Annotated in this window: 13 protein-coding genes and 1 pseudogene; all 14 read right to left on the bottom strand. The window is 64.7% G+C overall.

Annotation, left to right across the window (positions count from 1 at the left end; translation table 11 throughout):
• Positions 1-2: 2 nt before the first annotated feature.
• The gene (locus LOY34_RS15025; RefSeq protein WP_258663412.1) at positions 3-4,532 is read right to left on the bottom strand and encodes an NEL-type E3 ubiquitin ligase domain-containing protein; all 4,530 of its coding nucleotides are present in this window, start codon (positions 4,530-4,532) and stop codon (positions 3-5) included.
• Entirely contained in the window at positions 4,529-8,785 is a 4,257-nt protein-coding gene (locus LOY34_RS15030) for an NEL-type E3 ubiquitin ligase domain-containing protein (RefSeq protein WP_195884334.1), read from the bottom strand. Before LOY34_RS15030 ends, LOY34_RS15025 begins: the two co-directional genes overlap by 4 nt.
• Before the next feature lie 59 nt (positions 8,786-8,844).
• Positions 8,845-9,066: a DUF3079 domain-containing protein gene (locus LOY34_RS15035; RefSeq protein WP_195884335.1), complete on the bottom strand. Its 222-nt coding sequence runs from the start codon at positions 9,064-9,066 to the stop codon at positions 8,845-8,847.
• A 95-nt stretch (positions 9,067-9,161) separates the two neighbouring features.
• Complete coding sequence (locus LOY34_RS15040; RefSeq protein ID WP_195884336.1) at positions 9,162-10,781, bottom strand: methyl-accepting chemotaxis protein; 1,620 nt, start codon at positions 10,779-10,781, stop codon at positions 9,162-9,164.
• A 12-nt stretch (positions 10,782-10,793) separates the two neighbouring features.
• Positions 10,794-11,489 carry an anaerobic ribonucleoside-triphosphate reductase activating protein gene (locus LOY34_RS15045; protein WP_195884337.1) on the bottom strand — a complete coding sequence of 232 codons (696 nt, stop codon included), beginning with the start codon at positions 11,487-11,489 and terminating at the stop codon, positions 10,794-10,796.
• Positions 11,486-13,699, bottom strand: a pseudogene (locus tag LOY34_RS15050) (ribonucleoside triphosphate reductase). The gene LOY34_RS15045 and the pseudogene LOY34_RS15050 overlap by 4 nt, the downstream one beginning before the upstream one ends.
• A 158-nt stretch (positions 13,700-13,857) precedes the next feature.
• Positions 13,858-14,850 (bottom strand): GTP 3',8-cyclase MoaA, encoded by a 993-nt coding sequence (moaA, locus tag LOY34_RS15055; RefSeq protein ID WP_195884339.1) that lies wholly within the window; start codon positions 14,848-14,850, stop codon positions 13,858-13,860.
• Positions 14,851-14,860: 10 nt separating this feature from the next.
• On the bottom strand, positions 14,861-15,685 hold the full coding sequence (locus tag LOY34_RS15060) for a peptidylprolyl isomerase (RefSeq protein ID WP_195884340.1): 825 nt from the start codon (positions 15,683-15,685) through the stop codon (positions 14,861-14,863).
• A gap of 10 nt (positions 15,686-15,695) precedes the next feature.
• Positions 15,696-16,376: a respiratory nitrate reductase subunit gamma gene (gene narI, locus LOY34_RS15065; RefSeq protein ID WP_195884341.1), complete on the bottom strand. Its 681-nt coding sequence runs from the start codon at positions 16,374-16,376 to the stop codon at positions 15,696-15,698.
• The gene (gene narJ, locus LOY34_RS15070; RefSeq protein WP_195884342.1) at positions 16,369-17,124 is read right to left on the bottom strand and encodes a nitrate reductase molybdenum cofactor assembly chaperone; all 756 of its coding nucleotides are present in this window, start codon (positions 17,122-17,124) and stop codon (positions 16,369-16,371) included. Before narJ ends, narI begins: the two co-directional genes overlap by 8 nt.
• 2 nt (positions 17,125-17,126) lie before the next feature.
• Positions 17,127-18,665 carry a nitrate reductase subunit beta gene (narH, locus tag LOY34_RS15075; RefSeq protein ID WP_195884343.1) on the bottom strand — a complete coding sequence of 513 codons (1,539 nt, stop codon included), beginning with the start codon at positions 18,663-18,665 and terminating at the stop codon, positions 17,127-17,129.
• Between the two features lie 11 nt (positions 18,666-18,676).
• Positions 18,677-22,444 carry a nitrate reductase subunit alpha gene (locus tag LOY34_RS15080; protein ID WP_195884344.1) on the bottom strand — a complete coding sequence of 1,256 codons (3,768 nt, stop codon included), beginning with the start codon at positions 22,442-22,444 and terminating at the stop codon, positions 18,677-18,679.
• Positions 22,445-22,517: 73 nt separating this feature from the next.
• Positions 22,518-23,915, bottom strand: coding sequence for a NarK family nitrate/nitrite MFS transporter (locus tag LOY34_RS15085; protein WP_258663425.1), 1,398 nt, complete (start codon positions 23,913-23,915; stop codon positions 22,518-22,520).
• On the bottom strand, positions 23,902-25,197 hold the full coding sequence (locus LOY34_RS15090) for a nitrate/nitrite transporter (protein WP_045198009.1): 1,296 nt from the start codon (positions 25,195-25,197) through the stop codon (positions 23,902-23,904). Before LOY34_RS15090 ends, LOY34_RS15085 begins: the two co-directional genes overlap by 14 nt.
• Positions 25,198-25,394 lie beyond the last annotated feature (197 nt).

A 25,394-nucleotide genomic window follows, 5' to 3' on the forward strand; every position in this document is an offset into this window, starting at 1 on the left:
CTTCACGGTTCGGCCGCCTGGGCCACGAAGGCGGCCCACGCCTCCTCGGTCAAGCGCAACGCCAGGTTCGCTTCGGCTTGCTCGCGGGCACTGGCCAATGACCGCATGCGCTGAAGATAATCGTCATCGCGCAGCTCGCCCTGGCTGTCCATGATCGCCTCCAGCTGGTTGCGATAAGGCAGGTCGAGGGCTTCGAACTGCGCCTTGTGTTGCGCCTTGAGGTAGTCGAGCCAGAAGTCCCGGCTACCGATGAAGCGCTGCAGCGCCTGCGTCTGTTCACGGCCCTCGATGCGCTGGCGGGCGCTTGCGATCTCGCCCTCATCCAGCGGCGCCAGGGCCGGGAACAACATGCTCTGTGGCTTGCTCGGCAAGTCCAGCGCCTCGCCCAGGGCAATGCGGTAGGCCAGGTTCAGCTCGACGACATCGACAACTGCCGCCGCGTTTGTTGGCGCCTGCGCCTGCTCGGCAACCAGCAGGTCCAGTTGCTCCTGGCGAAACAGCCGCCGACCCAGGCTCAATAGCCGCTGTGCCAGAGGCTGGTCGGTCGCCAGGTGCGAGGCGATGTACACCGACGCGCGGATTTCCAGGGTGGCAAAATTGAGGGTAACGCTGTCACCGCAGGTGATTGGTGAGGCCGCAAGCTCGAACAGCGACTCGCGCAGTTCGGGCGCTTTGCTGGCGGCATCGAGCAAAGCCCATACCCGGCCCCCCAGGTCAGCAGGCGTGCGCTGAAACTCTGCAGTCGCGCTGAGGTCGGCCAGCAGCTGGAACAAACCTGTCGCCTGCGGCTCGTCGGCCAATGCCTGCCAGGTAGTCAGCGCTTGGGCGCTATCGCCGGCCGGCGCCGCTTGCAGCCACAGGCGCCGCGCCTTGCTGACCGGCGACTGATGACTACGGCGGCTGGCCAGGCGAATACCGGTGCGCTGCTGGTACTGCTCAAGCTGTTCAAAGGTTGCCTGCGACAGCGGGTTGTCATGCAGCGCCAGCCCGCGGTTGATCCAGCCCGGGGCGTCGAGCACCGCTTGCGGCAGGCTGTCGATCTGGTTGTTGCGCAGGTCCAGGCGGTAGCCGTGATAGCGGTTCAACAGCCCGTGCGGCCAGGCTTGCAGCCCGGTGTTGCGCAGTTGCACCTCCTCCAGGCGCGACAAACGTTCAAGGTCCAGCAAGGGTCCCACAGGATTGTCATTGAGGTTGAGGATGCGCAGTTGCGACAGCCCGGCCAGTTGCCGGGCCGCCTGCTGGTCGAGTTCGATGTGGTTACCCGGCGCCAACAAGCGCGCCAGCGCCGGCATAGTACTGAGGGCGTCGGGTAAACGGGTCAGGGCGTTGTTGCCCAGGTTCAACTCGCGCAAGCGCTTGAAGGGCAGCAGGAAAGCCGCCGAAGCGTCGCCCAGGCCCATGTTGTGCAACTGTAGATCGACCACATGGTCAAAATTGACCTCGGCCGGCCAGCCAGGCAAGTCGCCGGTGTACAGCCCTTCGAGGCTCAGGCTGTAACCGATGACGCTGTGGTTGGACCAACGTTTGGGCGACAGCTTGCGCCAGGCACGGCGGATCAGCAGCGCCGCCTGCTGACGGCTGCGGCGCAGGGCCTGGCCCGCTTCATCGGCGGCTACTGACTGGCTCCAGGCCCGCAAGGTGCCGTCGAGCAACTGGTATTCACGCTGATAGGCTTTGATGCGCGCCGCGACGTCGACACCATTGCGCTGCAGTGCGTCGATAAAGGCATCGGCGTCGGTATCCGAGAGCCCCGGGTACAGCTGGCGGATATCCCGCACTTGGGCCGCGCGGCGCCCACCGAACAGGCCGCGACCACTCAAGGGATAGCCGATACGCCCATCGGCCAAGCGCTGTGGCGGATTGAACCAGGGGCGTTGCCTGGGCGTCGGTTGCAGCCACTGCCCAACCTTGCCGCGGTGCAGGTGCATCAGCTCGCCAAGGCGGCTGCGCAGCGGCGTGTCCAGCGCCGCCTGTTCCGAGGCAGACAGCGCGTTGCTCAAGGCACTGAACAGATCAGGGTAAAACTCGCCCGTGTGCTCCCCCGCCTGGCGATACAGCTGGTATCCCGACTCCAGCCTGACGATCTGTACGCGACGGCTGCCGGTCGCTGGCGCGGCCGGGCCGAGTCTGGGCCCTGACAGGCTGCCTTCGAACACCTCGATAGCCAACGCCTGCGGCCAGCCGGGCAGTTGCCCAAGCAGGGCCAGGATCAACCTGTCGCTGTCGCGGCTGCGCACCGATTGCAGGTACAGCCCTTCGACGGCGCGGCTGATCCGTACATCGTGCAACGGCGCCCGTATGCGGTTGGCCATCGCCAGAGGCACCCGCCATTGCTCCACCAGGCGTCCTAGCTCAACGTCACTGGCCGCCTCGAGCAGATCACCGACGAGGCTGCTGGGCAGCTCGGGAAAATCCACCTGGACCACGGACTCGGCGATGCCTGCCAGGCGCGTACGCAGGCCATAGCAATGGCTGAACAACGCCTGGCGCAGCATGCTTGCGTGCCGGGCCAGCACCCCGGGCGCAGGGCTGCCGGTAGTGTCAGCGGGCAGGCGTGACACCAGGTAGTCACGCATCTGCGCCTCTGTGGTGTCCAGCGGTGCCCCAGCCGCAAGTTGCTCGATAAAGCGCTCAATGTCCTGATCCAGACGCCAGCGCAACAGGCAGTCGCGCAGCAGGCCCGGAGCCGCCAGGTTGTCCAGGTGCAAGCGGCGTAACTGCCCGCCATCAAGGCCGCTTATGGTCAGAATCTGTTCTTGCGCAGGCTCCGCCAAGGTTGCCAGCTCAGGTAGCAGGCGCTTGAGCATGAACCGCGTGTCTTGCCACTGCAGCGGGTTCTCCCCGCTATGGCGCCACCCTCCCCGAGCGTTGCCCTGCAGGACTGGCGAATAGCGTTCGCCCCCCTCGGGATGGACGATGCGCCATTGCCCCAGAGCGCTGTCGTGCTGCACTGCGTAAACCCGGTCGTCCAGGGTGAGATAAGGGCCCGGGTCGCCGCCAATGAACCCTTGGGCATCAGCCGTACCCGGTTCGATCCGGGCCTGGTAACCCGCCAGGTCGGGCTTCCACAAACGCGCCTGGCCTTGCCGGTTACTGACCGGTACCAGCGCCTCGATGAAGGCTGCGTGGCGCAGCGCCTTGCTCACCAGGTGCACGCCGGCGCCAGCGGCCGCAACCAACGCCAGGTTCTCGACCACGTCAGTCAGGTGTTCGAGCGCCTTGTCGCTGTCGCCCTGCAGCCAGTCCTCAAAGCCTTCGAACAACTGCGAGGCCAACTGCGCTGCAGCCACGCCGAGCATTACCGCACCCAGTACCGGCACAAACAAACCGGCAACATTGAGCAACAACAGGCCGGCGTTCTCGTAGGCATGCAGGCGCTCCACCCGCTGTTTTTCATCTTCGTCATCGGTAGGCACGGCCAGGGTGCGCGCATCGTTGCGGATCTTCGCCAGCTGTTGGCTGGCGAGGGTACTGAACAACGGCCCGGCGAAGGCTGACAAGCCCATGCTTATTGCCAGCGGCGCTCCCGGCGCAGCGCGCTGGCGCTGCTCACCCAGGCTCGCGGCAAATGCCAGTTGCTCGGCCTGGGGCACGAAGCGCATGAACCAGCGCGCGTAGCCGGGCGATTTCAAGCGCACTCCCAACTCACCCAGCATATCTTCCCGGGCACTGAACTGAACCAACGGACGTTGTGGGTCACCGGGGATGTACAATAACCAGTTCAGTTGGCCAAGGAGCACCGCGCCCGGCGAGGGGCTGAAGGCCGACTCCGGCAGTAGCTCGAAGACCACCATGCCACTGAGCCTTACACCACCCAAACGCACCTGCCGGGGGCGGATGACCGCGTCATCGCCCAACTGCAGAAAATCTGCATGAATATGCTGCAAGAGTGCCGTGAAGCCGTATTCATCGAGCGCGCCACTGAGTACCGCGAGCAACGCGGCGACCTCCAGGTCGTGGTAGTGGCTGCGCCGCAACGTTTGCAAGAACTCGTCCGTCAGCACCTGATCCAGATGCAGTTGGTAGCGGCCACCCAGGTCGAGTGTGCGGCACAAGCCGGCGAAGGATTCGGGAGTCAATTGCGCCGAGGTTGCCAGCGGTCGTGCAAACTGCAGCCGGGCCTTGCCCGCAAGCCCGCCATTGGCCGCCTCGGCCGCGCTGAAGTTCTGTAGCGCCGCCTGTAACAGGCTGTGGCTGGAGACCACTGCGGTTGAACCCTGGCGCGGCAGCGACAGCAAGGTCGCGGTCCGGCTCAGGTGCCGGGTGTGGACCAGCTGGTTGTGCTCGACGTCAAGGTCCGCGCCGGTTTGCCTGCGCAATTGTTGCCGCAGCAAGGTGCGGGCGAAACCGTCGAGTGGTTGAATGTTCGACAGTACGCCAGCGACCCGGGTACGTTGCTGCTGGCTCAACTGCATCGCGCGGCTCAGGGCCAGCAGGCGCTCGGCCGGCGCCTGCAGCAGCCATTGAGGCAAGTAGTCGTGGACCTGGCTGTCGTTCACTGGCAGGTGCGCCTGCGGGCCTGGCGTGTTCATCGCCCCTCCTCGCTCAAAACGCCGGCGCTGGCCGCGGGGTGGAGCCCAAGGGCAAGGGTGGTCAATTGCAGGACCAGTTCGCCACGCGCCGTTTCCCGGGCGGCACCGATTTCATTGCTGCGCTGCAGGTACTGCTGGTCGGTAAGCTCGGCCTGCATCGCCTGCAGCGATTCCAGTTGCTGGAAGAACGGCTGGTCCAGCGCGTCGAACGCCGCCTGTTGATGCGCTTCGATAAAGCGGACCCAGAATCCCCGGGCCGCCACCGATGCCGCCAGGCGTGGCGTGCGCTCGGCCATGCGGACCTGGTCGCGCATGGTGTTCAAGGCATGCCGATCGACGCCGGCGACAAAGCGGTAGGCCATGTTCCGCGGCTGCCCGACCAGTTCCAGTTCGTCGGCAAGCCCGGTGCGAAAAGCCAGCAGAACTTCGATTTCGTCCGGGGCCATGCCCATCGAGCGGCGCAGCTGGATTTCCTCGGCGCTCAGGCGGTCCACTTCATCCAGGCGAAACAGCGAACGGGCCAGGTTCAGCAACGGTTGCTGGCGACTGGCTCCGCTAAGGCCACGGGTCGCGGTGAGTTCATGGGCGCGCACCTCCAGGGCGCTGAAGTTCAGGGCGACGCTGTCCGAGCAGCTTCGCGGTGCACCGGCCAGGGCGAACAGTTCATTGCGCAAGCCGGTATCGTCATAACAACCCTCAAGCACCTCCCAGACACGGCGCGTGAGGTCTTGGCGCCGACGCCTGAAGTCGGCCGTCTCACGCAGGTCGCCCAGCAGGCGAAACAGGTCGGCGGAGCCTTCCTCCCCCTGCAGTGCCTGCCATTGCCGGGCGCGCTGCACGCGCACCTCGTCTTGCGACCCCGTCAGCCACTCCTCCTGCAGGTTGTCGAAGCGCGCGTGACTGAAGCCGGCGACCGCCGGCAACAAACCGGCGCGCTCGAACGCCAGCAAGCGTTCGCGGCTCTCGGCGTTGAGCGGATTGTCGTGGAAGTTGATGCGTTCGAGGATGCGCCGCGGGGCGTTGAACAGGCCCTCCTGCAACACCACGATGGGGTTTTCGCGCAGGTCGGCGCTCTCCAGCACCGGGCGGCTGAGCAAGCCGGCCGGGACCGTGGTGATGGCGGTATTGCGCAGGCGCAACAAGCGCAAGCGCGACAAGGCGGTCACATCCGGCGGGGACGCCAGCGGATTGTGATCCAGGTCGAGCACCTCCAGGCGGCCCAGCGATGCCAGCAGACGATTGTCGGCAGGGGTCCAGGCAATCCGGTTGTGACTGAGGTTCAGCCAGGTCAGATGATTCAACCCGTCAATGCCTTCAGGCACTCGGGCGAGATCACCGTGCACTACATCAAGCCAGCGCAATGCACTAAAGCGCTGGAGAAAGCCTGGCGGCAAATCGGTGATCTGCAAGTCATTGAGGGTAATCTCCGCCACATGAGCGAAGCTGATGCTCTCGGGAAGCTGCGGCAATGCACCTATCGGCTCGTGCTCGAGCAGCAGGCGATAGTCGGCGCCGCGATTGCGCACCCGCGCCGTCTGCCGGCGCCAGCAGCGACGCAAGCGCGCGGCGACCCGTTCGCGGGCAGCGCCGCGGATCGGGTCGGCCGCTTGCCAGTTGTAGAGGGTTTCGTTGAGGGTTGCCAGTTCCTGATGCAGCGCCTGCAAGCCGCTCCACAACTCGCGGCCAGACACCCGCAACTCGGTGAGGAACTCGCCAACCTCGGCGTCGCTGAACGTGGGGTACAACTCACGCACGGCGCGATTGACTGCCTGCCGCCCGCCCACCCCACGCCCGCTCAAGGGGTAACCAATGCGCCCGTCGGCCAGGCGCTGCGGCGGGTGAAACCACTGCCCCGGCTCGCTCAGGCCGATAATGCCAGCCACCTCCTCGCGTCGCGCACCGCTCAGGGCCGCCAGCGTAGCGCTGCTGGCCCGGCCCGGGCTCTGCAGGTGGACAGCTTCCAGGGCGCGGTTGATGCGCACTTCGCGCATCAGCAGGCGAGCCTCTTCCAGCATCGCCAAGGGCACTTTCGAGGTGTCCAGCAGGCTCTGCAGGTGATCGGCCCGGGCGTGGCTGCAGATCTCTTCAGCGACCACCAGCGGTAGCCCGGGAAAGTTGCGCTGGAGGATCTGCGCCCCGGCGCTCGGCTCCTGGCGCGAATGGGCATAGAGGAAGTCGAAGGCGTCGGCACGGCGTTGTTCAAGGTGCCTGGACAGGCGCGCGAGCAGTTGCTGGCGCTCGCTCAGGCCCTCGCCCGGGCTTGTCAGCAACGCCAGCTTGTCAGTCTCCTCCAGCGCCAGCAGAACCTGGTCCAGCCAGTCGCCACTGGCCGAAGGCACAGGGCTCAATTCGATGGTGCGCGGCAACGTCGGCGTTGCCTGGCCGAAGCGCTCCTCGCCCAGGGTCACCAGCACCTGTTCAGGCCAGCCTTCCAGGGCGGTCAACGCCCGCAGCAGCACAGGCGCCGGCTGGCCGACGTTACCCACGCTCAGGCTACTGAGCGTTGAAGCAAGCTGATGATCGAGCCGAACTCGCTCAAGGGCATCGACCAACGTCGCCGGTGGCGCTTCACCGTGCACCTGCCACTGCCTTATCTGCGCTTGCTCGGTGCCGGTGATTGCCAGCACCCGCTGCAGTTGCGCGTCCGAGGCCTGCTGCCATTGCCCGCCGAAGCGCTTGAGCATTGCCTCACTGCCCTGCCAGTGCTGCGGGCTGTCCCAGGCCGGGCGCCAGCCCGTGGCGCCGACCGTCTCCAGGCGATGGGCGAAGGCATTGTCCCGGTACGTCTGCAGGTCGGGGTTCCACAGGCGCTGGCGCTGGTCAGCCAGTTCGACCGGCACCAGGCCATCGACAAAACCCGACCGCTGCAGCGCCTTGACCAGCACCTTGCCACCCGCCAGCAACAAGGCGTTGGCCGCCAGGTTTTCCGCCACCCCGAGCAAGTGGTTCATGGCGCCTTCACGGTCGCCCTGCTGCCAGTCTTCATAGCCGTGATAAACCTCGCCCAGCAGCTGCGCGACGGCAACCCCGAGCATCACTTCCCCGAGCCCGGGGACAAAAAAGGCTGCCAGGTTGGCCAGGGTCAGGCCAATCTCCTGGTACTCCTGCAGGCGCTGGCTGCGCTCTGTGCGGTCTTCATCATCGGTGGGCACTGCCAGTACCCGGGCGTCATCCTCGATTTTGGCGATGCGCGCAGCAGACAGCGTGGCCAGCAGTGGCCCGGCAAAGGCAAAGTGACGACCATCAAGCTCGATCGCCGAGCCCGTTGAGCCTTGCGTGAGCAGCCGCCTCAGGGTCGTCAAGAAGGCACCGCGATCACGCTCACTGACAAAGCGTTGAAAGAAGCGTGCATAGCCGGCCTGAGCAAAGCGTGCAGCGAGCGCCGAATAGGCCGCGTCCCACGAGGTGTATTGCTTGAGCGGCTTGAGCGGGTCATCGGGTATGTACAACACCACGCTCAACACATCGGAGTAACCGTTGGGTTCGAACAACTGCTCGCGCAACTCGAAAGCCACCACGCCGACCAGGCGCTTACCCAGCAGGTTGAGGTGATGGGCAAAGCTGCTCAGGGTGGCATTGGGCACCAGCGGCCTGAGCGCCAGGGTGCGCAACAGGCATTGGTGGCTGGCGTCATCGAGATCGCCCTTGATCCAGGCCTGATTGAGCGCCACGGCCAGACCACTGCGCCAGCTCTGTTCGAGGGTCTTGTTGACCTGCCGGGCGCCCTCGGCGGCCGGGCTGAACACCGATTTAATATGGGCCTGGTACTTGCCGCCCACATCCAGCTCCCGGCACAGGCGGGCGAAAGCCGCCACCGACAGCGGCTGGACCGTGCCGTGCTCGTCGATGATCGCGGTCTGTTGATCATGACTGCCTTCGACGGCTTCTTCTGCAGCAAAGTTGTGCAGCGCGGCATGCAACAGGCTCTGGTAGCGGGTCTGCACGCGAAAAACCGGCGGCAGTGACGCTTGCGGCAGGCCGTCGATAATGCGCCGCACCAGGCGCAAGCGCCAGGTGCGCACATTTACCCGCTGGGCAAAGCGCGCACTCAGCGCTGCGCTCAACAGTGGCGCGGCAAAATCTTCAGGAGACTGCAGCGAGTCCAGCAATGCCTGCATCGGCACCTGGGCGCGCTGACTATCGCCCATGCTCTGCTGCAAGGCTTGCACCGCGGCCAACGGCGCATCCCGTAACCAGCCTGGCAGGCGCTGGGCGATAAAGCTGTCGATCGAGGCATCGTCGTGGTCGTTCATGCTGACTTCCTGGTGTTGGAAAAGTCAGCAGCAGACCCTGGCCAAGGTCTACGCGGGTGCTATTTAAGTAGTGTGGCCCGCTGCGCTGCGCCTTCGTTTTCGGCCGGCGACGCCAACCCGTAGTCACCCTGCTCGTTCCAGTCGTCACCGAACATCTCTGCCGGGTGCATGGTACGGTCGGCGCCGTTGCCGCAAGCCAGGGCGTTGGCCGCGCAGTAGCGGTCACAGCCCCAGCAGATACGCTCGGGGTGCTTGGGGCTGACAGGAAAGGGCTTGGCCATGAAGTGCCTCAGGCGGCAATGGGCGAGCGTTCACGCTAGCGCCCAGTGCCGGGTTTGCCCTTGATACAGATCAAGGGCGCTGATCCAGACGGGCATCAAACCTTGAAGCGCGCCACGGTCTGGCTCAGGCTGCCGGCCATCTGCGCCAGGTCCTGGCCGGCGCTGTCGGTGTGTTGCGCTCCCAGCAGCACCTGTTCGGAGAGGTTGCGAATGCCCACCAGGTTGCGGTCCACCTCGCGGGCTACCAGGGCCTGCTCTTCGGTGGCGCTGGCGATCATCAGGTTGCGCTCGTTGATCTGCGAAATCGACCGGGTGATCGCCTCCAGCGCTTCGCCGGCACGCTGGGCCACATCCAGGGTGGTGTGCACCAACTCGCTGCTGCTGAGCATGGCGGTCACCGCTTCGCTGGTGTCCTGCCGGATGTTGCCGATCATCTGCTCGATCTCCTGGGTCGACACCTGGGTACGATGGGCCAGGGCCCGCACCTCGTCGGCGACCACGGCAAAGCCGCGCCCGGCATCACCGGCGCGGGCTGCTTCGATGGCGGCGTTGAGCGCCAGCAGGTTGGTCTGTTCGGCGATGCTGCGGATCACATCCAGCACCGTGCTGATGTCCTGCACACGCCCGGCCAGTTGCTGGATGCGTGCGGAGGTATCGCTGACGCCGTCGGCCAGGGTGCTGATCGAGGCGACCGTCTCGCGTACCTGTTCACGGCCACGCTGGGCGGTTTGTTCGGAGACCTTCGAGGCTTCGCTGGTACTCACCGCATTGCGCGCTACTTCGTCCACCGCGGCGGTCATCTCGTTGACCGCGGCTGCTGCCTGTTCGATTTCCAGGCCCTGCAGCTGCAGGCTGCTGCTGGTCTGGCTGCTGACGGCGCTGAGTTCCTCGGAAGAACTGGCGACGCGCTCCACCGAAGCTGCGATGTGCTTGACCATGCTGTTCAGGCTCTGCTGCATCTGCTGCATGTTGAGCATCACGCTACCGTCGGCACTGCCATGGGTCGGCACGGCGATGGTCAGGTCGCCCTCGGCGATCCGGCTGAGCACCCGTGCGGCGGTATCCGGCTCGCCGCCCAGCGGCCGGGTGACGCTGCGGGTCACCAGCAGCGCAGCGGCGATCACCGCCAACAGGCACAGCACGACCAGGCCGAGCATGTTCAGCCGGGCGTCGTTGTACAGGGCCTGGGCGGCCTGTTCGCGCTCGACGAAGATCTGCCCCTGCAAGGCCATCAGGCTTTCCAGGTGCTGGTATACCTCGTGCTCGGCGGGTACCACGTTTTGCTTGAGCTGGGTCATTGCCGCCTGCGCGTCACCCTGGCGGATCAGTGTCTGTACCTGGGTAAACGCCGCGACATAGGTTTCGCGGCTGGCTTTCAGCGCAGCGTAGGCGGCCTTGCCCTCGGGCAGGTAGAACAGCGGCTCAAGCGTTGCCAGGGCCTGGCTGATGCGCTGCTTGGTGGTGTCGATGGCCTGCTGCACCTGCAGGTTGTCCTTGTCGAGCAACAGGTCGCGGGTGTTGCGTGCGTTGTCGCGCACCCCGGTGGCGATGACCATGATCGGTTCGATCTTCGGCCAGTCCTGTTTGACGATCACCACCGCCTGCTCTTTAAGCGTGGCCAGGTCATGCAATGCATAAAAGGCCAGGCCCAGAAGCGCCAGGGGCGCGATGGCAAAACCAATGAGGATACGTTGTGCTGTGGTCAATCTGGTCATTTCAAAGCCTTACTAGTCGCGTACTTCAAACGCGGGAAACAGCGTGTGGAGGGTGTCCCACAGCTCGGGTAGCAATCTGTGTGCCGAAGCACCGGGCAGCTGCGGGTCGAGCATGCGTGCCGTGCGTACCCGCTGCACGACGAAGCGTTGGACCCCAAGCGCATTCAAGCGCCGGGCCAGGGTGAGGAGTCGCGGTGGATCGATCAGGTGCCAGTGCACCGTGGTGCGGCATTCGTAGTCGACGCCGCTGGCCAGCAGGTATTCAAGACTGCGCCAGTTGGCCTGGCCACTGCCGCGCACGCCGGTAACCAACTGGCAATCTTCGGCCAGCGCCTTGACGTCAAAGCCGACCCAGTCGGCCCCAGGCAATGCCCGGGCAAACGCCTCGGGCTTGATCCCGGCGCTGTGCAGGCCGATGGCAAAACCCATGGCCCGCACCTGGGCCATGGCCTCTGGCAGACTGTCCTGCAGGGTTGCCTCACCGCCGCTGAACACCACGGCATCGAGCAGGCCGCGGCGACGCTGCAAAAACGCCAGTACCTGCGCCCAGGGCAGTTCATCACGGCCCCGGGGCGGGATCAGTTGCGGGTTGTGGCAGTAACGGCAGCGCCAGGCGCAGCCCTGGCAGAACAGCACACAGGCGAGCTTGCCGGGATAATCGAGGGTGGTCAGGGGCACCATGCCCCCGACCCGCAGCGCTCGGCTCATGGATGCCCGGCCGTTGCCGCGCCCTCATTGAAGTGCAGCCGCTCGTGGTGCTCGGACTGTTTGCCGGGGTTGAACGCCGACACCGGGCGGTGATAACCCATGACCCGGGTCCAGACTTCGCACCGTTGGCGTTGCGCCGTCGGCAGGGTTTGCTGTGCAGTCATGATGAAGCTCCTTGCTGTTGAGGGTAAAACGGGTCAATGCACGCTGCCCTGCTGCTGGGCCAGCAGCAGCGCTTCGTCGCACTTGGGGCAGAACTCATGTTCGCCATCCAGGTAGCCATGCACCGGGCAGATGGAAAACGTCGGGGTGATCGTCAGGTACGGCAGCCGGAAGCGCTCCAGGGCCCTGCGCACCAGTTGCTTGCAGGCCTGGGCCGAGGAGATCCGCTCGGCCATGTACAGGTGCAGCACAGTGCCGCCGGTGTACTTGCATTGCAGCTCGTCCTGCAGCTCCAGGGCCTCGAACGGATCGTCGGTATAGCCCACCGGCAGTTGCGAGGAGTTGGTGTAGTACGGCGCCTGGCTGCAGCCGGCCTGGAGGATGTCGGGGAAGCGCTTGAGGTCTTCCTTGGCGAAGCGGTAGGTGGTGCCCTCGGCCGGGGTGGCTTCGAGGTTGTACAGGTGGCCGGTTTCTTCCTGGAAACGCACCAGGGTGGCGCGCACATGGTCCAGCAGGTTCAGGGCGAAGCGCCGGCCCTGGGCGGTGTGCAGGCCCATCTGCTCGTCGCTGAAGTTGCGCAGCATCTCATGCAGGCCGTTGACGCCGATGGTCGAGAAGTGATTGCGCAGGGTGCCCAGGTAGCGCTTGGTGTACGGATAGAGCCCGGCATCCATGTGATGCTGGATCACCTTGCGCTTGACCTCCAGGCTCTCCATGGCCAGCTCCATCAGCGCATCCAGGCGCTGCAACAGGCCGCTGATGTCGCCCTTGTACAGGTAGCCCAGGCGCGCGCAGTTGATGGTCACCACCCCCAGCGAGCCGGTCTGCTCGGCCGAGCCGAACAGGCCGCCGCCACGTTTGAGCAGTTCGCGCACATCCAGTTGCAGGCGACAGCACATCGAGCGCACCTGGTTGGGCTGCATGTCCGAGTTGAGGAAGTTCTGGAAGTACGGCAGGCCATAGCGCGCGGTCATGGCGAACAGGCGCTCGGCGTTGTCGCTGTCCCAGGGAAAGTCGTGGGTGATGTTGTAGGTCGGGATCGGGAAAGTGAACACCCGGCCCTTGGCGTCGCCGGCCTGCATCACTTCGATGTAGGCACGGTTGAGCAGGTCCATCTCCGCTTGCAGCTCGCCGTAGGCAAAGGGCATTTCTTCGCCGCCGATCACCGGGATCTGCTCGCGCAGGTCCTGCGGGCAGACCCAGTCGAAGGTCAGGTTGGTAAACGGCGTTTGCGTGCCCCAGCGCGACGGCACATTGAGGTTGTAGATGAACTCCTGGAGGGCCTGGCGCACCTCTTCATAGCTCAGCCGGTCCTTGCGCACGTAGGGCGCCAGGTAAGTGTCGAAGGAGCTGAAGGCCTGGGCCCCGGCCCACTCGTTCTGCAGGGTGCCGAGAAAGTTGACCATCTGCCCCAGGGCGCTGCTCAGGTGTTGGGGTGGGCCGGCCTCGACCCGCCCGGGCACGCCATTGAGGCCCTCGTGCAGCAAACTGCGCAGCGACCAGCCGGCGCAGTAGCCGGCGAGCATGTCGAGGTCATGGATATGCAGGTCGGCCTCGCGATGGGCGCGGCCGATGGCTTCGCTGTAGACCTCGTCGAGCCAGTAGTTGGCAGTGACCTTGCCGGAAACGTTGAGCACCAGGCCGCCAAGGGAATAACCCTGGTTGGCGTTGGCCTGCACCCGCCAGTCTTCGCGGTTGAGGTATTCGTTCATCGAGGTGGCGACTTCGACCAGGGTCTTGCGGTCACGGCGCAGGCGTCCGTGCTGTTCGCGATAGACGATATAGGCACGCAGCGAAAGGAAGTGCCCGGCGTCCATCAGCACCCGTTCGACCCGGTCCTGGATCTGCTCGACGTGCAGCTTGGAGTAGCCCTCAAGGTGGACAAGGACTGCTTCAAGCAAACCGTCTGCCTCGGCTTCGGCATATTCGCCAGTGGCCTTGCCGGCGGCGATCAACGCCTGGCGGATCTTGTCGGCGTCGAAGGCCACCAGGCTGCCATCGCGCTTGTGCAACCGGTTGTGCCCTACCCTGATCAGCGTGCTGTGCATTTGCCCTCCTGACACTACATATAGACGTTTATTGATTTGAAAACACAATATGCAGTGCAGGCTACGGGTAAAGCGGGTGAAAGAAATTGATCGATATCAAGACTGGCGGGATCCTGTAGGAGCGAGCTTGACCCGCGATAAGGCCAGAACAGCCACCCTCATCCGCCGCTCATGTTCATGAACCGCAAGATCTGCACCTCCCCCTGCGGGTTGAAATCATGGCGCAACGGCTTGCGGCGCAACGCCTGTTGCAAAGCGCTGATGATCGGTTGGTCATCCAGCGGATAGCGCCGCAACAAGCCGCGCAGATCCAGCGAATCCTCTTGCCCCAGGCACAGCAGCAAGCGCCCTTCCACGGTCATCCGCACCCGGTTGCAGCTGGCGCAGAAGTTGTGGCTGTTGGGCGAGATAAAACCGATGCGCGTTGCCGGGTGCCGGGCCAGGCGCACATAGCGCGCCGGCCCGCCGCTGTGCTCGGCGCTATCGAGCAAAGCGTGGCGGCTGGCAATCAGCGCCCGTACCTCGTCGCTGGCGCAAAACGACTCACCACGCGAACGGCCAACCTCGCCCAGGGGCATTTCCTCGATGAAGGTGATGTCGATGCGCTGGTCGATGGCGTACTGCAGCAGCGCCAACACCTCCTCGAAGTTGCGCCCCTTCATCACCACGCAATTGAGCTTGATGCCTTCGAAACCGGCCTCGCGCGCCGCCTCGATGCCGCGCAGCACCTGATCCAGATCGCCCGTGCGGGTAATTGCCCGAAAGCGCTGGCCATCGAGGCTGTCGAGGCTGATGTTGATGCGCTTGACCCCGGCCTCTACCAGCGGCCGGGCCAGGCGCTGCAGCTGCGAGCCATTGCTGGTCATCACCAGTTCACGCAGGCCGGGCAAGGCGGCAATGTCACGGCACAGCTCGACGATACCCGGGCGAATCAGCGGCTCGCCGCCGGTCAGGCGGATCTTGCCCACGCCCAGGCCGACGAACAGCGTGGCCAGGCGCCGCAACTCTTCGAGGGTCAGCACCTGCTGGCGCGGCAAGAAGGTCATGTGTTTGGCCATGCAGTACACACAGCGAAAATCACAACGATCGGTCACCGACATGCGCAGGTAATCGATCTGCCGCCCGAAGCCGTCCTGCATCACAGTGCTCATCAGCGTCCCCTTATTGCACCAGCGGTGAATCGGCGCCCTGCAGGCGGATGCCGCGAATATCGGCGGCGCCGATCAGGGTTTGCAGGTACTGCACCAGCGCCTTTTGCCACACGCCCTGCTGCAACTGGGTGCGGATCGCCGTGGCCACTGCCTCGTAAGGCAAGGCCTGGCCTTCGATGCGCTGGTCGACACTGACCAGGTGCCAGCCGTAGCGGCTTTCCAGCGGCTTGAGCGCGAGGCCCGGCGCCAGGGTAAACAGCTGGCGCTCAAGCTCCGGCACGGTCTGGCCCTTGCTGATCTGCCCCAGCTCACCCCCCTGGGCCTTCGACGGGCAGGCCGAGTACTTTTGCGCAAGCTCGGCGAACTGCTCGGGGAACTGCAACAGCCGCTCGTGGAGGATCTCGGCCTGCACCAGGGCCAGGCTGCGCGCCTCGGCATCGTCCGGCGCGCATTCGAGCAGGATGTGCCGCACCGCGAGCAGCGGCGCGCTGTGAAAGCGCCCGCGGTTGCTGTGGTAGTAGCGCAGGCAGGTGGCTTCGTCACAGCTGGGCACCTGCACTTCGCGCTCCAGCAGCAACCGCGTGGCCGCTTCCTCCGGGTTCTCGCCGGCGCCCACCTGCAGCGCCAGCCCCAGTTCGGCGATGCGTTGCTGCATCAGCTCGCGGATCACCAGGGCGCGGGCGGCCATGTACACGGCCTCTTCACGATCCTTGGCCGGGTGGTATTGCAGCTCCTGGGCCAGGGCCTGCTGGCTGATGACCACGTCATTGACACTGATGACCGGCCACTGCTGTTCACTGCTGGCAATCAGGTGCGCTTCGCTTGCGTACGTCATGGCGACCTCCTCAGGCTTTCTGCCGGACAATTTGATAGCGCCGGCCCAGGTACCACACCGGCGCGCTGACGATGTGCACCAGGCGGGTGAAGGGGAACAGCACGAACAGGGTCAGGCCCAGCAGCACGTGCAGCTTGTACACCAGGCTCACCGGGGCGATTGCCGCCGCCGCATCCACCGGGCGCAGCAGCACGGTGTTCTGCGCCCAGTCGGCGAGCATGACCATCACCGAGCCGTCCATATGGCCGGTGGAGGCGACGATGGTCAGCAGGCCGAGTACCAGTTGCGCGAGCAATACCAGCAAGATGAGAATGTCCGAGGTGCTGGAAGTCGCCCGCACCCGTGGCTCGGTCAGGCGCCGGTGCAGCAGCATGATCAGGCCGATCAGGCACAGCAGGCCGAAGAACCCACCAGAGACCATCGCCAGCAGCTGCTTGTGCTCGGTGCTGAGCACATGGTGATAGACCGACGCCGGGGTCAGCAGGCCGACGAAGTGCCCGGCCAACACGAACAGCACGCCGACATGGAACAGGTTGCTCGCCACGCGCATGCCGCGCTTGTCGAGCATCTGGCTGGAGCCGGCCTTCCAGCTGTACTGCGAAAGGTCAAACCGTGCCCAACTGCCGAGCAAGCAGATCGCCAGGGCGACATAGGGATAGACCCCGAACATCAACAGGTTCCACTTAGACATTACCCACCTCCCCGGCCGGCGCAGCGGCCTGGCCTTGATGCTGAAAATCGACCCAGTGCAGCGGTACCGCGCTTTCTTCCCGGGCCTTGCCCGGCGCACTTGGCAGTGAGCTGCAACGCTCCTGCTGCTCGGCCTTGAGAAAGTCCACCGCCTCCTCTTCCCAGATCTTGTCCAGGGCTTCGAGAGAATCATCGCGTTGCTCGGCGGCGACTTGCTCGCGCAAATCAGCCACCGCCTGGTGCGGCTCGGCGCCGGCAATCTGCAGCAACGCCCGGAAGCAACTGGCGTAGGCGCTCTCACGCTCCTCCAGGCGTGCAGCAAGCAGCGCCAACAGGTGCGCGACATCGGCCAGGCCCTCGCGGGCCTCGAGGTCTTCGCGGGTCGACAGGTACTCCAGATACAGCGGGATGTAGTCCGGCAGCTCCCTGACGCCAATGGCAAAGCCCGCCGCTTGGTACTGGGCGAGCATGTCGACCATGGCCTGGCCACGGTCGCGGGACTCGCCATGCACATGCTCGAACAACAGCAGCGACAACGAACGGCCACGGCCAAACAACGCGCCGTAATGCTCCTGGCCATCCATCAGGTCGTTGTTGCAGATCAGCTCCAGCAGCTCGAACAGCGCGCCGCGCTGGCGCGGGCTGATTTCCCGCGCCTGGATGATCGCCTGCTCCAGCTCGTCGCGGCCGGCCACCAGGGCTTCGTTCGGGTAATCGAGCAGCAGCGAAATCACTTTCAGGATGCGCATGCTCATTCCTCCCACATCTGTACGGTTTTGAGGATGTCGCGGCGGTTGGCCTTCTTCGCCCCGAACAGGTTGGTGTCGGAGCTGCCGCTGCAGCCGCTGCCGAAGCTGAAGCCGCAACCGGAGCGCTCGGCGAAGGTATCGCTCATGGCCTCTTCGCGGTGGGCACTCGGTACCACGTAACGGTCTTCGTAGTTGGCGATGGCCAGGTAGCGGTACATCTCCTCGACCTGGTTGACGCTCAAGCCGACGTCCTCCAGCACCTTGAGGTCCTGCACGCCCTCGACCTGCTCGGCGCGCTTGTAAGCGCGCATGGCCAGCAGGCGCTTGAGGGCGCGTTTGACCGGCTTTTCGTCACCGGCGGTGAGCAGATTGGCCAGGTAGCGCAATGGGATACGCAGGCTGTCGACGTCCGGGATTACCCCGTTCATGCCCACGGTGCCGGCAGCTGCGGCGTTCTGGATCGGCGACAGCGGCGGTACGTACCAGACCATCGGCAAGGTGCGGTATTCCGGGTGCAGCGGCAGCGCCAGCTGCCAGTCGACGGCCATCTTGTACACCGGCGAGCGTTGCGCGGCATCGATCACCGACTGCGGTACGCCGTCCTCCAGGGCCTGGCGGATCACCGCCGGGTCGTTGGGGTCGAGGAAGATTTCCAGCTGCTTCTCGTACAGGTCGTGCTCGTTGGCGGTGCTGGCCACCTCGGCAATGCGGTCGGCGTCATACAGCAGCACGCCGAGGTAGCGGATGCGCCCGACGCAGGTTTCGGCGCACACCGTAGGCATGCCGGCTTCGATGCGCGGGTAGCAGAAGATGCACTTCTCGGATTTGCCGCTCTTCCAGTTGAAGTAGATCTTCTTGTACGGGCAGCCGCTGATGCACATGCGCCAGCCGCGGCATTTTTCCTGGTCGATGAGGACGATACCGTCCTCTTCGCGCTTGTAGATCGCCCCGCTCGGGCAGGACGCCGCGCACGCAGGATTGAGGCAGTGCTCGCACAGGCGCGGCAGGTACATCATGAAGGTGTTTTCGTACTCACCGTAGATGTCGGCCTGGATCTGGTCGAAGTTCTTGTCCTTGCGCCGCTTGGCGAACTCGGTGCCGAGGATCTCCTCCCAGTTCGGCCCCCATTCGATCTTTTCCATACGCTTGCCGGACACCACCGAGCGCGGCCGCGCGGTCGGCTGGTGCTCGCCCAGGGGCGCGGTGTGCAGGTGCTGGTAGTCGAAGTCGAACGGCTCGTAGTAGTCGTCCAGGCTCGGCAGATCGGGGTTGGCGAAGATGTTCGCCAGCACCCGGAACTTGCCGCCGATGCGCGGGTTGATCGAGCCGTTGGCGTTGCGCAGCCAGCCGCCCTTCCACTTGTCCTGGTTTTCCCACTCTTTCGGGTAGCCGACCCCGGGCTTGGATTCAACGTTATTGAACCAGGCGTATTCCATGCCTTCGCGGCTGGTCCAGACGTTCTTGCAGGTGATCGAACAGGTGTGGCAGCCGATGCATTTGTCCAGGTTGAGGACCATGCCGATTTGTGAACGGATCTTCATGACAGTGCTCCTTATTCCATCTCGGTCGGCAGCGGACGGGGCAGCTCATCGCCGCGCGAGCCGTCGAGCCAGTCGACCTGGGCCATCTTGCGCACCACGACGAATTCGTCGCGGTTGCAGCCGACCGTGCCGTAATAGTTGAAGCCATAGGCCTGTTGCGCGTAGCCGCCGATCATGTGGGTCGGCTTGAGCACCACGCGGGTGACCGAGTTGTGGTGGCCGCCGCGGGTCTTGGTGGTCTCGGCGCCGGGCACGTTCACGATCCGTTCCTGGGCGTGGTACATCATCACCATGCCCTCCTTGACCCGTTGGCTGACCACCGCCCGGGCGGTCAGCGCGCCGTTGGCGTTGAAGCACTCGATCCAGTCGTTGTCTTCGATGCCGGCCTTCTTCGCATCAATCTCCGAGAGCCAGACGATCGGCCCGCCACGGCTCAGGGTGAGCATCAGCAGGTTGTCGCTGTAGGTGCTGTGGATACCCCACTTCTGGTGCGGGGTGATCCAGTTCAGGACGATCTCGGTCTCGCCGTTGCTGCGCTTGTCTTTCACCCCGGCGATGGTGCGGGTGTTGACCGGTGGCCGGTAGCTCATCAACTGCTCGCCGAACGCCTGCATCCACGGGTGATCCTGGTAGAACTGCTGGCGGCCGGTGATGGTCCGCCACGGGATGTTCTCGTGGACGTTGGTGTAGCCGGCGTTATAGCTGACGTGATCGTCCTCGAGCCCCGACCAGGTCGGGCTGGAGATGATCTTGCGCGGCTGCGCCTGAATGTCGCGAAAGCGGATCGCTTCGTGGGCCTTGGACAGCGCCAGGTGGCTGTGGTCGATGCCGGTGAACTGCGACAGCGCCGCCCAGGCCTTGACCGCCACGTGGCCATTGGTTTCCGGGGCCAGCGAGAGAATCACCTCGGCGGCGTCGATGGCAGTGTCGATCTTCGGCCGGCCCTGGCTGATGCCTGCCTCGACTTCGCGGTAGTTCAGCTCACCGAGAAACTTCACTTCTTCATCGGTGTTCCAGTTGATGCCCTTGCCGCCATTGCCGAGTTTTTCCAGCAGCGGGCCGAGCGAGGTGAACTGCTTGTAGATGTTCGGGTAGTCGCGTTCGACCACCTGCAGGTTCGGTGCGTTCTTGCCCGGCTGCGGGGCGACGCCGGCGGTTTTCCAGTCGGTGCCGCCAAACGGCTGGGCCAGCTCGCCGACGCTGTCATGCATCAGCGGCACGGTGACCAGGTCCTGCTCGACGCCCAGGTGCCCTTCGGCCATAGCCGAGAAGGCCTTGGCGATGCCCTTGTAGATCTCCCAGTCCGAGCGCGATTCCCAGGCCGGGTCAATGGCTGCCGACAACGGGTGGATGAACGGGTGCATGTCCGAGGTGTTCATGTCGTCCTTCTCGTACCAGGTCGCGGTCGGCAGGACGATGTCGGAATACACGCAGGTCGAGGACATGCGGAAATCCAGGGTAGTCACCAGGTCGAGCTTGCCGATGGCGCCGTCGTCGACCCATTCGGCCTCTTGCGGCTTGCAGTCGCCAACCTGGCCGATGTCTTCGTTCATCACCCCGTTACGGGTGCCGAGCAGGTACTTGAGCATGTACTCGTGGCCCTTTCCCGAGGAGCCGAGCAGGTTGGACCGCCAGATGAACATGTTGCGCGGGAAGTTGACCGGGTTGTCCGGCTGCTCGCAGGCAAAGCGCAGGCTGCCTTCGTGCAGGCCCTTGACCACGTAGTCCTTGGGCGCCATCCCGGCCGCGGCGGCGTCGCGGCAGATGTGCAGCGGGTTGGTGTTGAGCTGCGGCGCACTGGGCAGCCAGCCGGCGCGTTCGGCGCGGATGTTGTAGTCCAGGGCGTGTTCGGGGAACTCGCGCTTGTCGGCCAGCGGCGAGAGCACGTCGTGCATGCTCATCTTCTCATGACGCCATTGCGAGCTGTGGGCGTAGAAGAAGCTGGTGCCGTTCATCTGCCGTGGCGGCCGGCTCCAGTCCAGGCCGAAGGCCAGCGGCAGCCAGCCACACTGCGGGCGCAGTTTTTCCTGGCCGACGTAGTGGGCCCAGCCGCCACCGGTCTGGCCGACGCAACCGCAGAGCATGAGCATGTTGATCAGCCCGCGGTAGTTCATGTCCATGTGGTACCAGTGGTTCATCGCCGCGCCGACGATGATCATCGAGCGGCCACGGGTCTTGTCGGCGTTGTCGGCAAACTCGCGGGCGATCTGGATGGCTTTCTCGCGGCTGACGCCGGTGATCTGCTCCTGCCAGGCCGGGGTGCCGGGCACGCTGGCGTCGTCGTAGTCGCGGGCCACATTGGCGCCGCCCAGGCCACGGTCGATGGCAAGGTTGGCCGCCGACAGGTCGAACACCGTGGCCACCTTGACCTGGCTACCGTCGGCCAGGGTCAGGCTGCGCACCGGCACGCGGCGGTACTGCACGGCGTCGCCGGCGACATGCTGGAAGTGCTCGTGGCTCTCGCCGGCAAAGTACGGGAAGGCCACTTCGGCGACGTCGCCACCGATCAGGCTCAGGGTCAGGTCGATCTCGCGGCCTTCGCCGCCTTCACGGGCAAGGATGTTCCACTTGCCCTGCTCGCCCCAGCGGTAGCCAATCGAACCCTGGGGCGAGACCAGCTCGCCGTCGGCGTCCAGGGCAATGGTTTTCCACTCGGGGTTGTTGTCCTGGCCAAGGTTGTTTGCCAGGTCCGAGGCGCGCAGGAAGCGGTCCGGCTGATAGCCGTTGCCCGGCGCGGTGCCGAGCATCGGCTTGAGCAGCACCAGCACCGGCAGGTCGGTGTAGCGCTTGGCGTACTCGGTAAAGTAGGCGCTGGGCCGGTCGAGGTGAAATTCCTTGAAGATCACATGGTTGAAGGCCTGGGCCAGGGCGGCGTCGGTACCCTGCTTGGGGTTGAGCCACAGGTCGGTGAGCTTGGCCACTTCCGAATAGTCGGGGGTGATGGCCACGGTCTTGGTGCCTTTGTAGCGCACCTCGGTAAAAAAATGCGCGTCGGGGGTGCGGGTCTGCGGAACGTTGGAGCCCCAGGCGATGATGTAGTTGGAGTTGTACCAGTCGGCCGATTCCGGCACGTCGGTCTGCTCGCCCCAGACCATCGGCGAGGCCGGCGGCAGGTCGCAGTACCAGTCGTAGAAGCTCAGGCAGGTGCCGCCCAGCAGCGACAGGTAGCGGGCACCGGCGGCGTAGCTGACCATCGACATCGCCGGGATCGGCGAGAAGCCCACCACCCGGTCGGGGCCGTATTGCTTGATGGTGTAGACGTTGGCGGCGGCGATGATCTCGGTGACTTCATCCCAGCTGGAACGAATGAAGCCGCCCATGCCGCGTTTGCTCTTGTAGCTGTCGGCCTTGGCCTGGTTCTCGACGATGCTGGCCCAGGCTTCGACCGGCCCCAGGTTCTGGCGCGCCTCACGCCACAATTTGAGCAGCGGCTTGCGGATCTTCGGGTACTTCAGGCGGTTGGCACTGTAAATGTACCAGCTGTAGCTGGCACCCCGCGGGCAGCCGCGCGGCTCGTGGTTGGGCAGGTCGTTGCGGGTACGCGGGTAGTCGGTCTGCTGGGTTTCCCAGGTGATCAGGCCGTTCTTCACATAAATCTTCCACGAGCAGGAACCGGTGCAGTTGACCCCGTGGGTGGAGCGCACGATCTTGTCGTACTGCCAGCGCGAACGGTAGACGTTCTCCCAGTCGCGCGACTCTTTGCGGGTCTCGCCATGACCGTCGGCAAACTCGCCTTGCTTGCGATTGAAGAACCGCAGTTGATCCAGTAGATGACTCATGGTGCTTTCCTCTCAGGCTTGCGGCTGCGGGGTTCTGCGCCCCGCCCGGGCAAGGTGTGAATTCGGGGTTCTGTCAGCAGGGGGTCGCGGCGCCTTTGCGCGCGTACCACCACCAGGTCACGACGATGCAGCTCAGGTAAAAGCCGACGAACAGGTAGAAGGCCATCTGCGGGCCACCGGTCAGGGCCATGGAAGTACCGAAGGTCTTGGGGATGAAGAACGCGCCGAAGGCGCCCATCGCCGAGCTGAAGCCCAGCACTGCGGCCGATTCCTTGCCGGCGTTCTTCAGCGCCTGTTCGCGGGCGGCGGCGCCTTTGCCGCTGGCGGCCTGTTCGTGCAGGGTGCGAAAGATCACCGGGATCATGCGGAAGGTCGAACCGTTGCCGATGCCGGTGGTGATGAACAGCAGCATGAACATGCCGAGAAAGCCGTAGAAGTTGCTGCTCTCGCCCTGGGCGGGGATGAACGCCAGCACGCCGAAGACCATGACGATCATCAGCACGAAGCTCCACAGGGTCACCCGTGCGCCGCCGAGCTTGTCGGCCAGCCAGCCGCCCAGCGGACGCACCAGGGCGCCGACCAACGGGCCGAGGAAGGCGAAGGTCAGGGCGTTGACCTGCGGGAAAGCGGTCTTGATCAGCAGCGGAAAGGCTGCGGAAAAACCGATGAACGAGCCGAAGGTGGCCAGGTACAACCAGCACATCAGCCAGTTGTGCTTGCGCTTGAAGATCACCGCCTGCTCGCTGAACGAAGCCTTGGCGCTGGACAGGTCGTTCATGCCGAACCAGGCCAGCACCGTGACCAGGACAATGAACGGCACCCAGATGAAGCCTGCGTTCTGCAGCCACAGCTGGCCACCGTCGGCGAGTGCCTGCGGCTGGCCACCGAGGGCGCCGAACAGGCCGAAGGTGATCACCAGCGGCACACAGAACTGCATCACCGAAACGCCGAGGTTACCCAGCCCGGCGTTCAGGCCCAGGGCGGTGCCCTGCTGCGACTTGGGGTAGAAAAAGCTGATATTGGACATGCTCGAAGCGAAGTTGCCGCCGCCAAAGCCGCACAGCAGCGCGATGATCACGAACACGCTGTAGGGGGTGTTCGGGTCTTGCACGGCAAAGCCCATCCACAGCGACGGTGCCAGCAGCGAGGCGGTGCTCAGGGCAGTCCAGCGCCGGCCGCCGAAGATCGGCACCATGAACGAGTAGAACACCCGCAAGGTCGCCCCCGAGAGCCCGGGCAAGGCGGCCAGCCAGAACAACTGGTCGGTGCTGAAGCTGAAGCCGATGGCATTCAGGCGCACGATCACCGTGCTCCACACCATCCACACGGCAAAGGCCAGCAGCAGTGCGGGGATCGAGATCCACAGGTTGCGGGTGGCGGTCTGCTTGCCGCTTTGCCCCCAGAACGCGGGGTCTTCCGGGCGCCAGTCGTGAATCACCGGGCCTTGGTCAGGCTGTTTAAGAACCGACATGGTCTTCTCCTTGGGCAATGCTGGAAAACGGGGGCGTTACGGCTGCAGGCTGTCTGCCCAGCAGCGGGCGCTTGCGGATTTCGCTGAAGTACATCCAGGTGAGCGAGACCCAGACCACGCCGTACATCAACATGAAGCAGGAGGAGCGCACGCCGGTGAGGTCGACCAGCGCGCCGAACAGGATCGGCAGAATGAAGCCGCCCAGGCCGCCGGCCAGGCCGACAATGCCGGACACCGCGCCCATGTTCTGCGGGTAGTCGTTGGCGATGTACTTGAACACCGAGGCCTTGCCGAAGGCGAAGGCGATGCCCATGACGAACAGCAGCACGGTGAACAGCGCAGGGTTCAGGCCGATGTGAAAGTCCAGCGGGCCGTTTATGGTCTGCACCTGCAGCTGGGTTTGCGGGTACGAGAGCAGGAACAGGCAGATCCAGCTGACCCACAGCACCCACCAGGTCACGCTCTGCGCGCCCCAACGGTCCGACATCCAGCCGCCGACGGCGCGCAGCACGCCACCCGGCAGTGAGAAGCAGGCGGCCAGCAGCGCCGCGCTTTGCAGGCTGAAGCCGTATTCCTGGACGTAGTACTTGGTCATCCACAGCGCCAGGGCCACGTAGCCGCCGAAGACGATCGAGTAGTACTGGCAGTAGCGCCACACCGCAGGCTCGGCCAGGGCCTTGAGCTGCTCGCCAAGGCTCGCACCGCTGGCGCTGCGATGGGCCTTGTTGTCGGCACTGAGCAACCAGAACAGCAGCGCGGTAATGAACAGGATGGCGCTGAACACCTTCGGCACCAGCTGCCAGCTGCCGGCGGCAATCAGCGCCGGGGCGAGGAACTTGGTGACCGCGGCGCCTGCGTTGCCGGCACCGAAAATGCCCATGGCCAGGCCCTGGTTGTCTTGTTCGAACCACTTGGCAACATAGGCGATGCCCACCGAGAACGAGCCACCGGCCAGGCCGACGAACAAACCCAGGACCAGGAACTGCCAGTACGCCGTAGCGTGGCTGATCAGGTACAGCGGCAGCACGCAGGCGAGCATCAACAGGAAGAACACGCTGCGCCCGCCAAAGCGGTCGGTGAGCATGCCCAGCGGCAGGCGCACCAGCGAGCCGGTCAGTACCGGGGTGGCGGCCAGCAGGCCGAACTGGGTTTCGTTGAGCTGGAGCAGGTCCTTGATCGGCACGCCGAGCACGGCAAACATCATCCAGACCATGAAGCAGACGGTGAAGGCCAGCGTACTCATGCCCAATACCAGGCCTTGGCGTATTCGCGGTTGAGTCATCTCGGGTCTCCAGTCAGGTAGCCATGGCCGGCAGACTAGAGAGGCAAACCCCGATAAAACTTGACCCCGATCAAAGAAGCCCTGGCGCCCCTGGGCCTATGCTTGTACTGCCTACCTCCAACGAGGTAGCGCCGAAAAACCTCTAAACCCTTTGTTTATCAGGGCCTTGTCAAGTTTCTCAGCGCCATCGCAAGAAA

This window comes from Pseudomonas sp. B21-009 (genome assembly GCF_024749345.1).
Lineage (GTDB): Bacteria > Pseudomonadota > Gammaproteobacteria > Pseudomonadales > Pseudomonadaceae > Aquipseudomonas.

Coding starts and splice junctions, on each gene's coding strand:
- LOY34_RS15045 (WP_195884337.1), bottom strand. CDS start 11,489: ATGAGCCGAGCGCTGCGGGTCGGGGGCATGGTGCCCCTGACCACCCTC.
- LOY34_RS15090 (WP_045198009.1), bottom strand. CDS start 25,197: ATGACTCAACCGCGAATACGCCAAGGCCTGGTATTGGGCATGAGTACG.
- LOY34_RS15035 (WP_195884335.1), bottom strand. CDS start 9,066: ATGGCCAAGCCCTTTCCTGTCAGCCCCAAGCACCCCGAGCGTATCTGC.
- narJ (WP_195884342.1), bottom strand. CDS start 17,124: ATGCGCATCCTGAAAGTGATTTCGCTGCTGCTCGATTACCCGAACGAA.
- LOY34_RS15040 (WP_195884336.1), bottom strand. CDS start 10,781: ATGACCAGATTGACCACAGCACAACGTATCCTCATTGGTTTTGCCATC.
- LOY34_RS15030 (WP_195884334.1), bottom strand. CDS start 8,785: ATGAACGACCACGACGATGCCTCGATCGACAGCTTTATCGCCCAGCGC.
- moaA (WP_195884339.1), bottom strand. CDS start 14,850: ATGAGCACTGTGATGCAGGACGGCTTCGGGCGGCAGATCGATTACCTG.
- LOY34_RS15025 (WP_258663412.1), bottom strand. CDS start 4,532: ATGAACACGCCAGGCCCGCAGGCGCACCTGCCAGTGAACGACAGCCAG.
- LOY34_RS15060 (WP_195884340.1), bottom strand. CDS start 15,685: ATGACGTACGCAAGCGAAGCGCACCTGATTGCCAGCAGTGAACAGCAG.
- LOY34_RS15085 (WP_258663425.1), bottom strand. CDS start 23,915: ATGTCGGTTCTTAAACAGCCTGACCAAGGCCCGGTGATTCACGACTGG.
- narI (WP_195884341.1), bottom strand. CDS start 16,376: ATGTCTAAGTGGAACCTGTTGATGTTCGGGGTCTATCCCTATGTCGCC.
- LOY34_RS15080 (WP_195884344.1), bottom strand. CDS start 22,444: ATGAGTCATCTACTGGATCAACTGCGGTTCTTCAATCGCAAGCAAGGC.
- narH (WP_195884343.1), bottom strand. CDS start 18,665: ATGAAGATCCGTTCACAAATCGGCATGGTCCTCAACCTGGACAAATGC.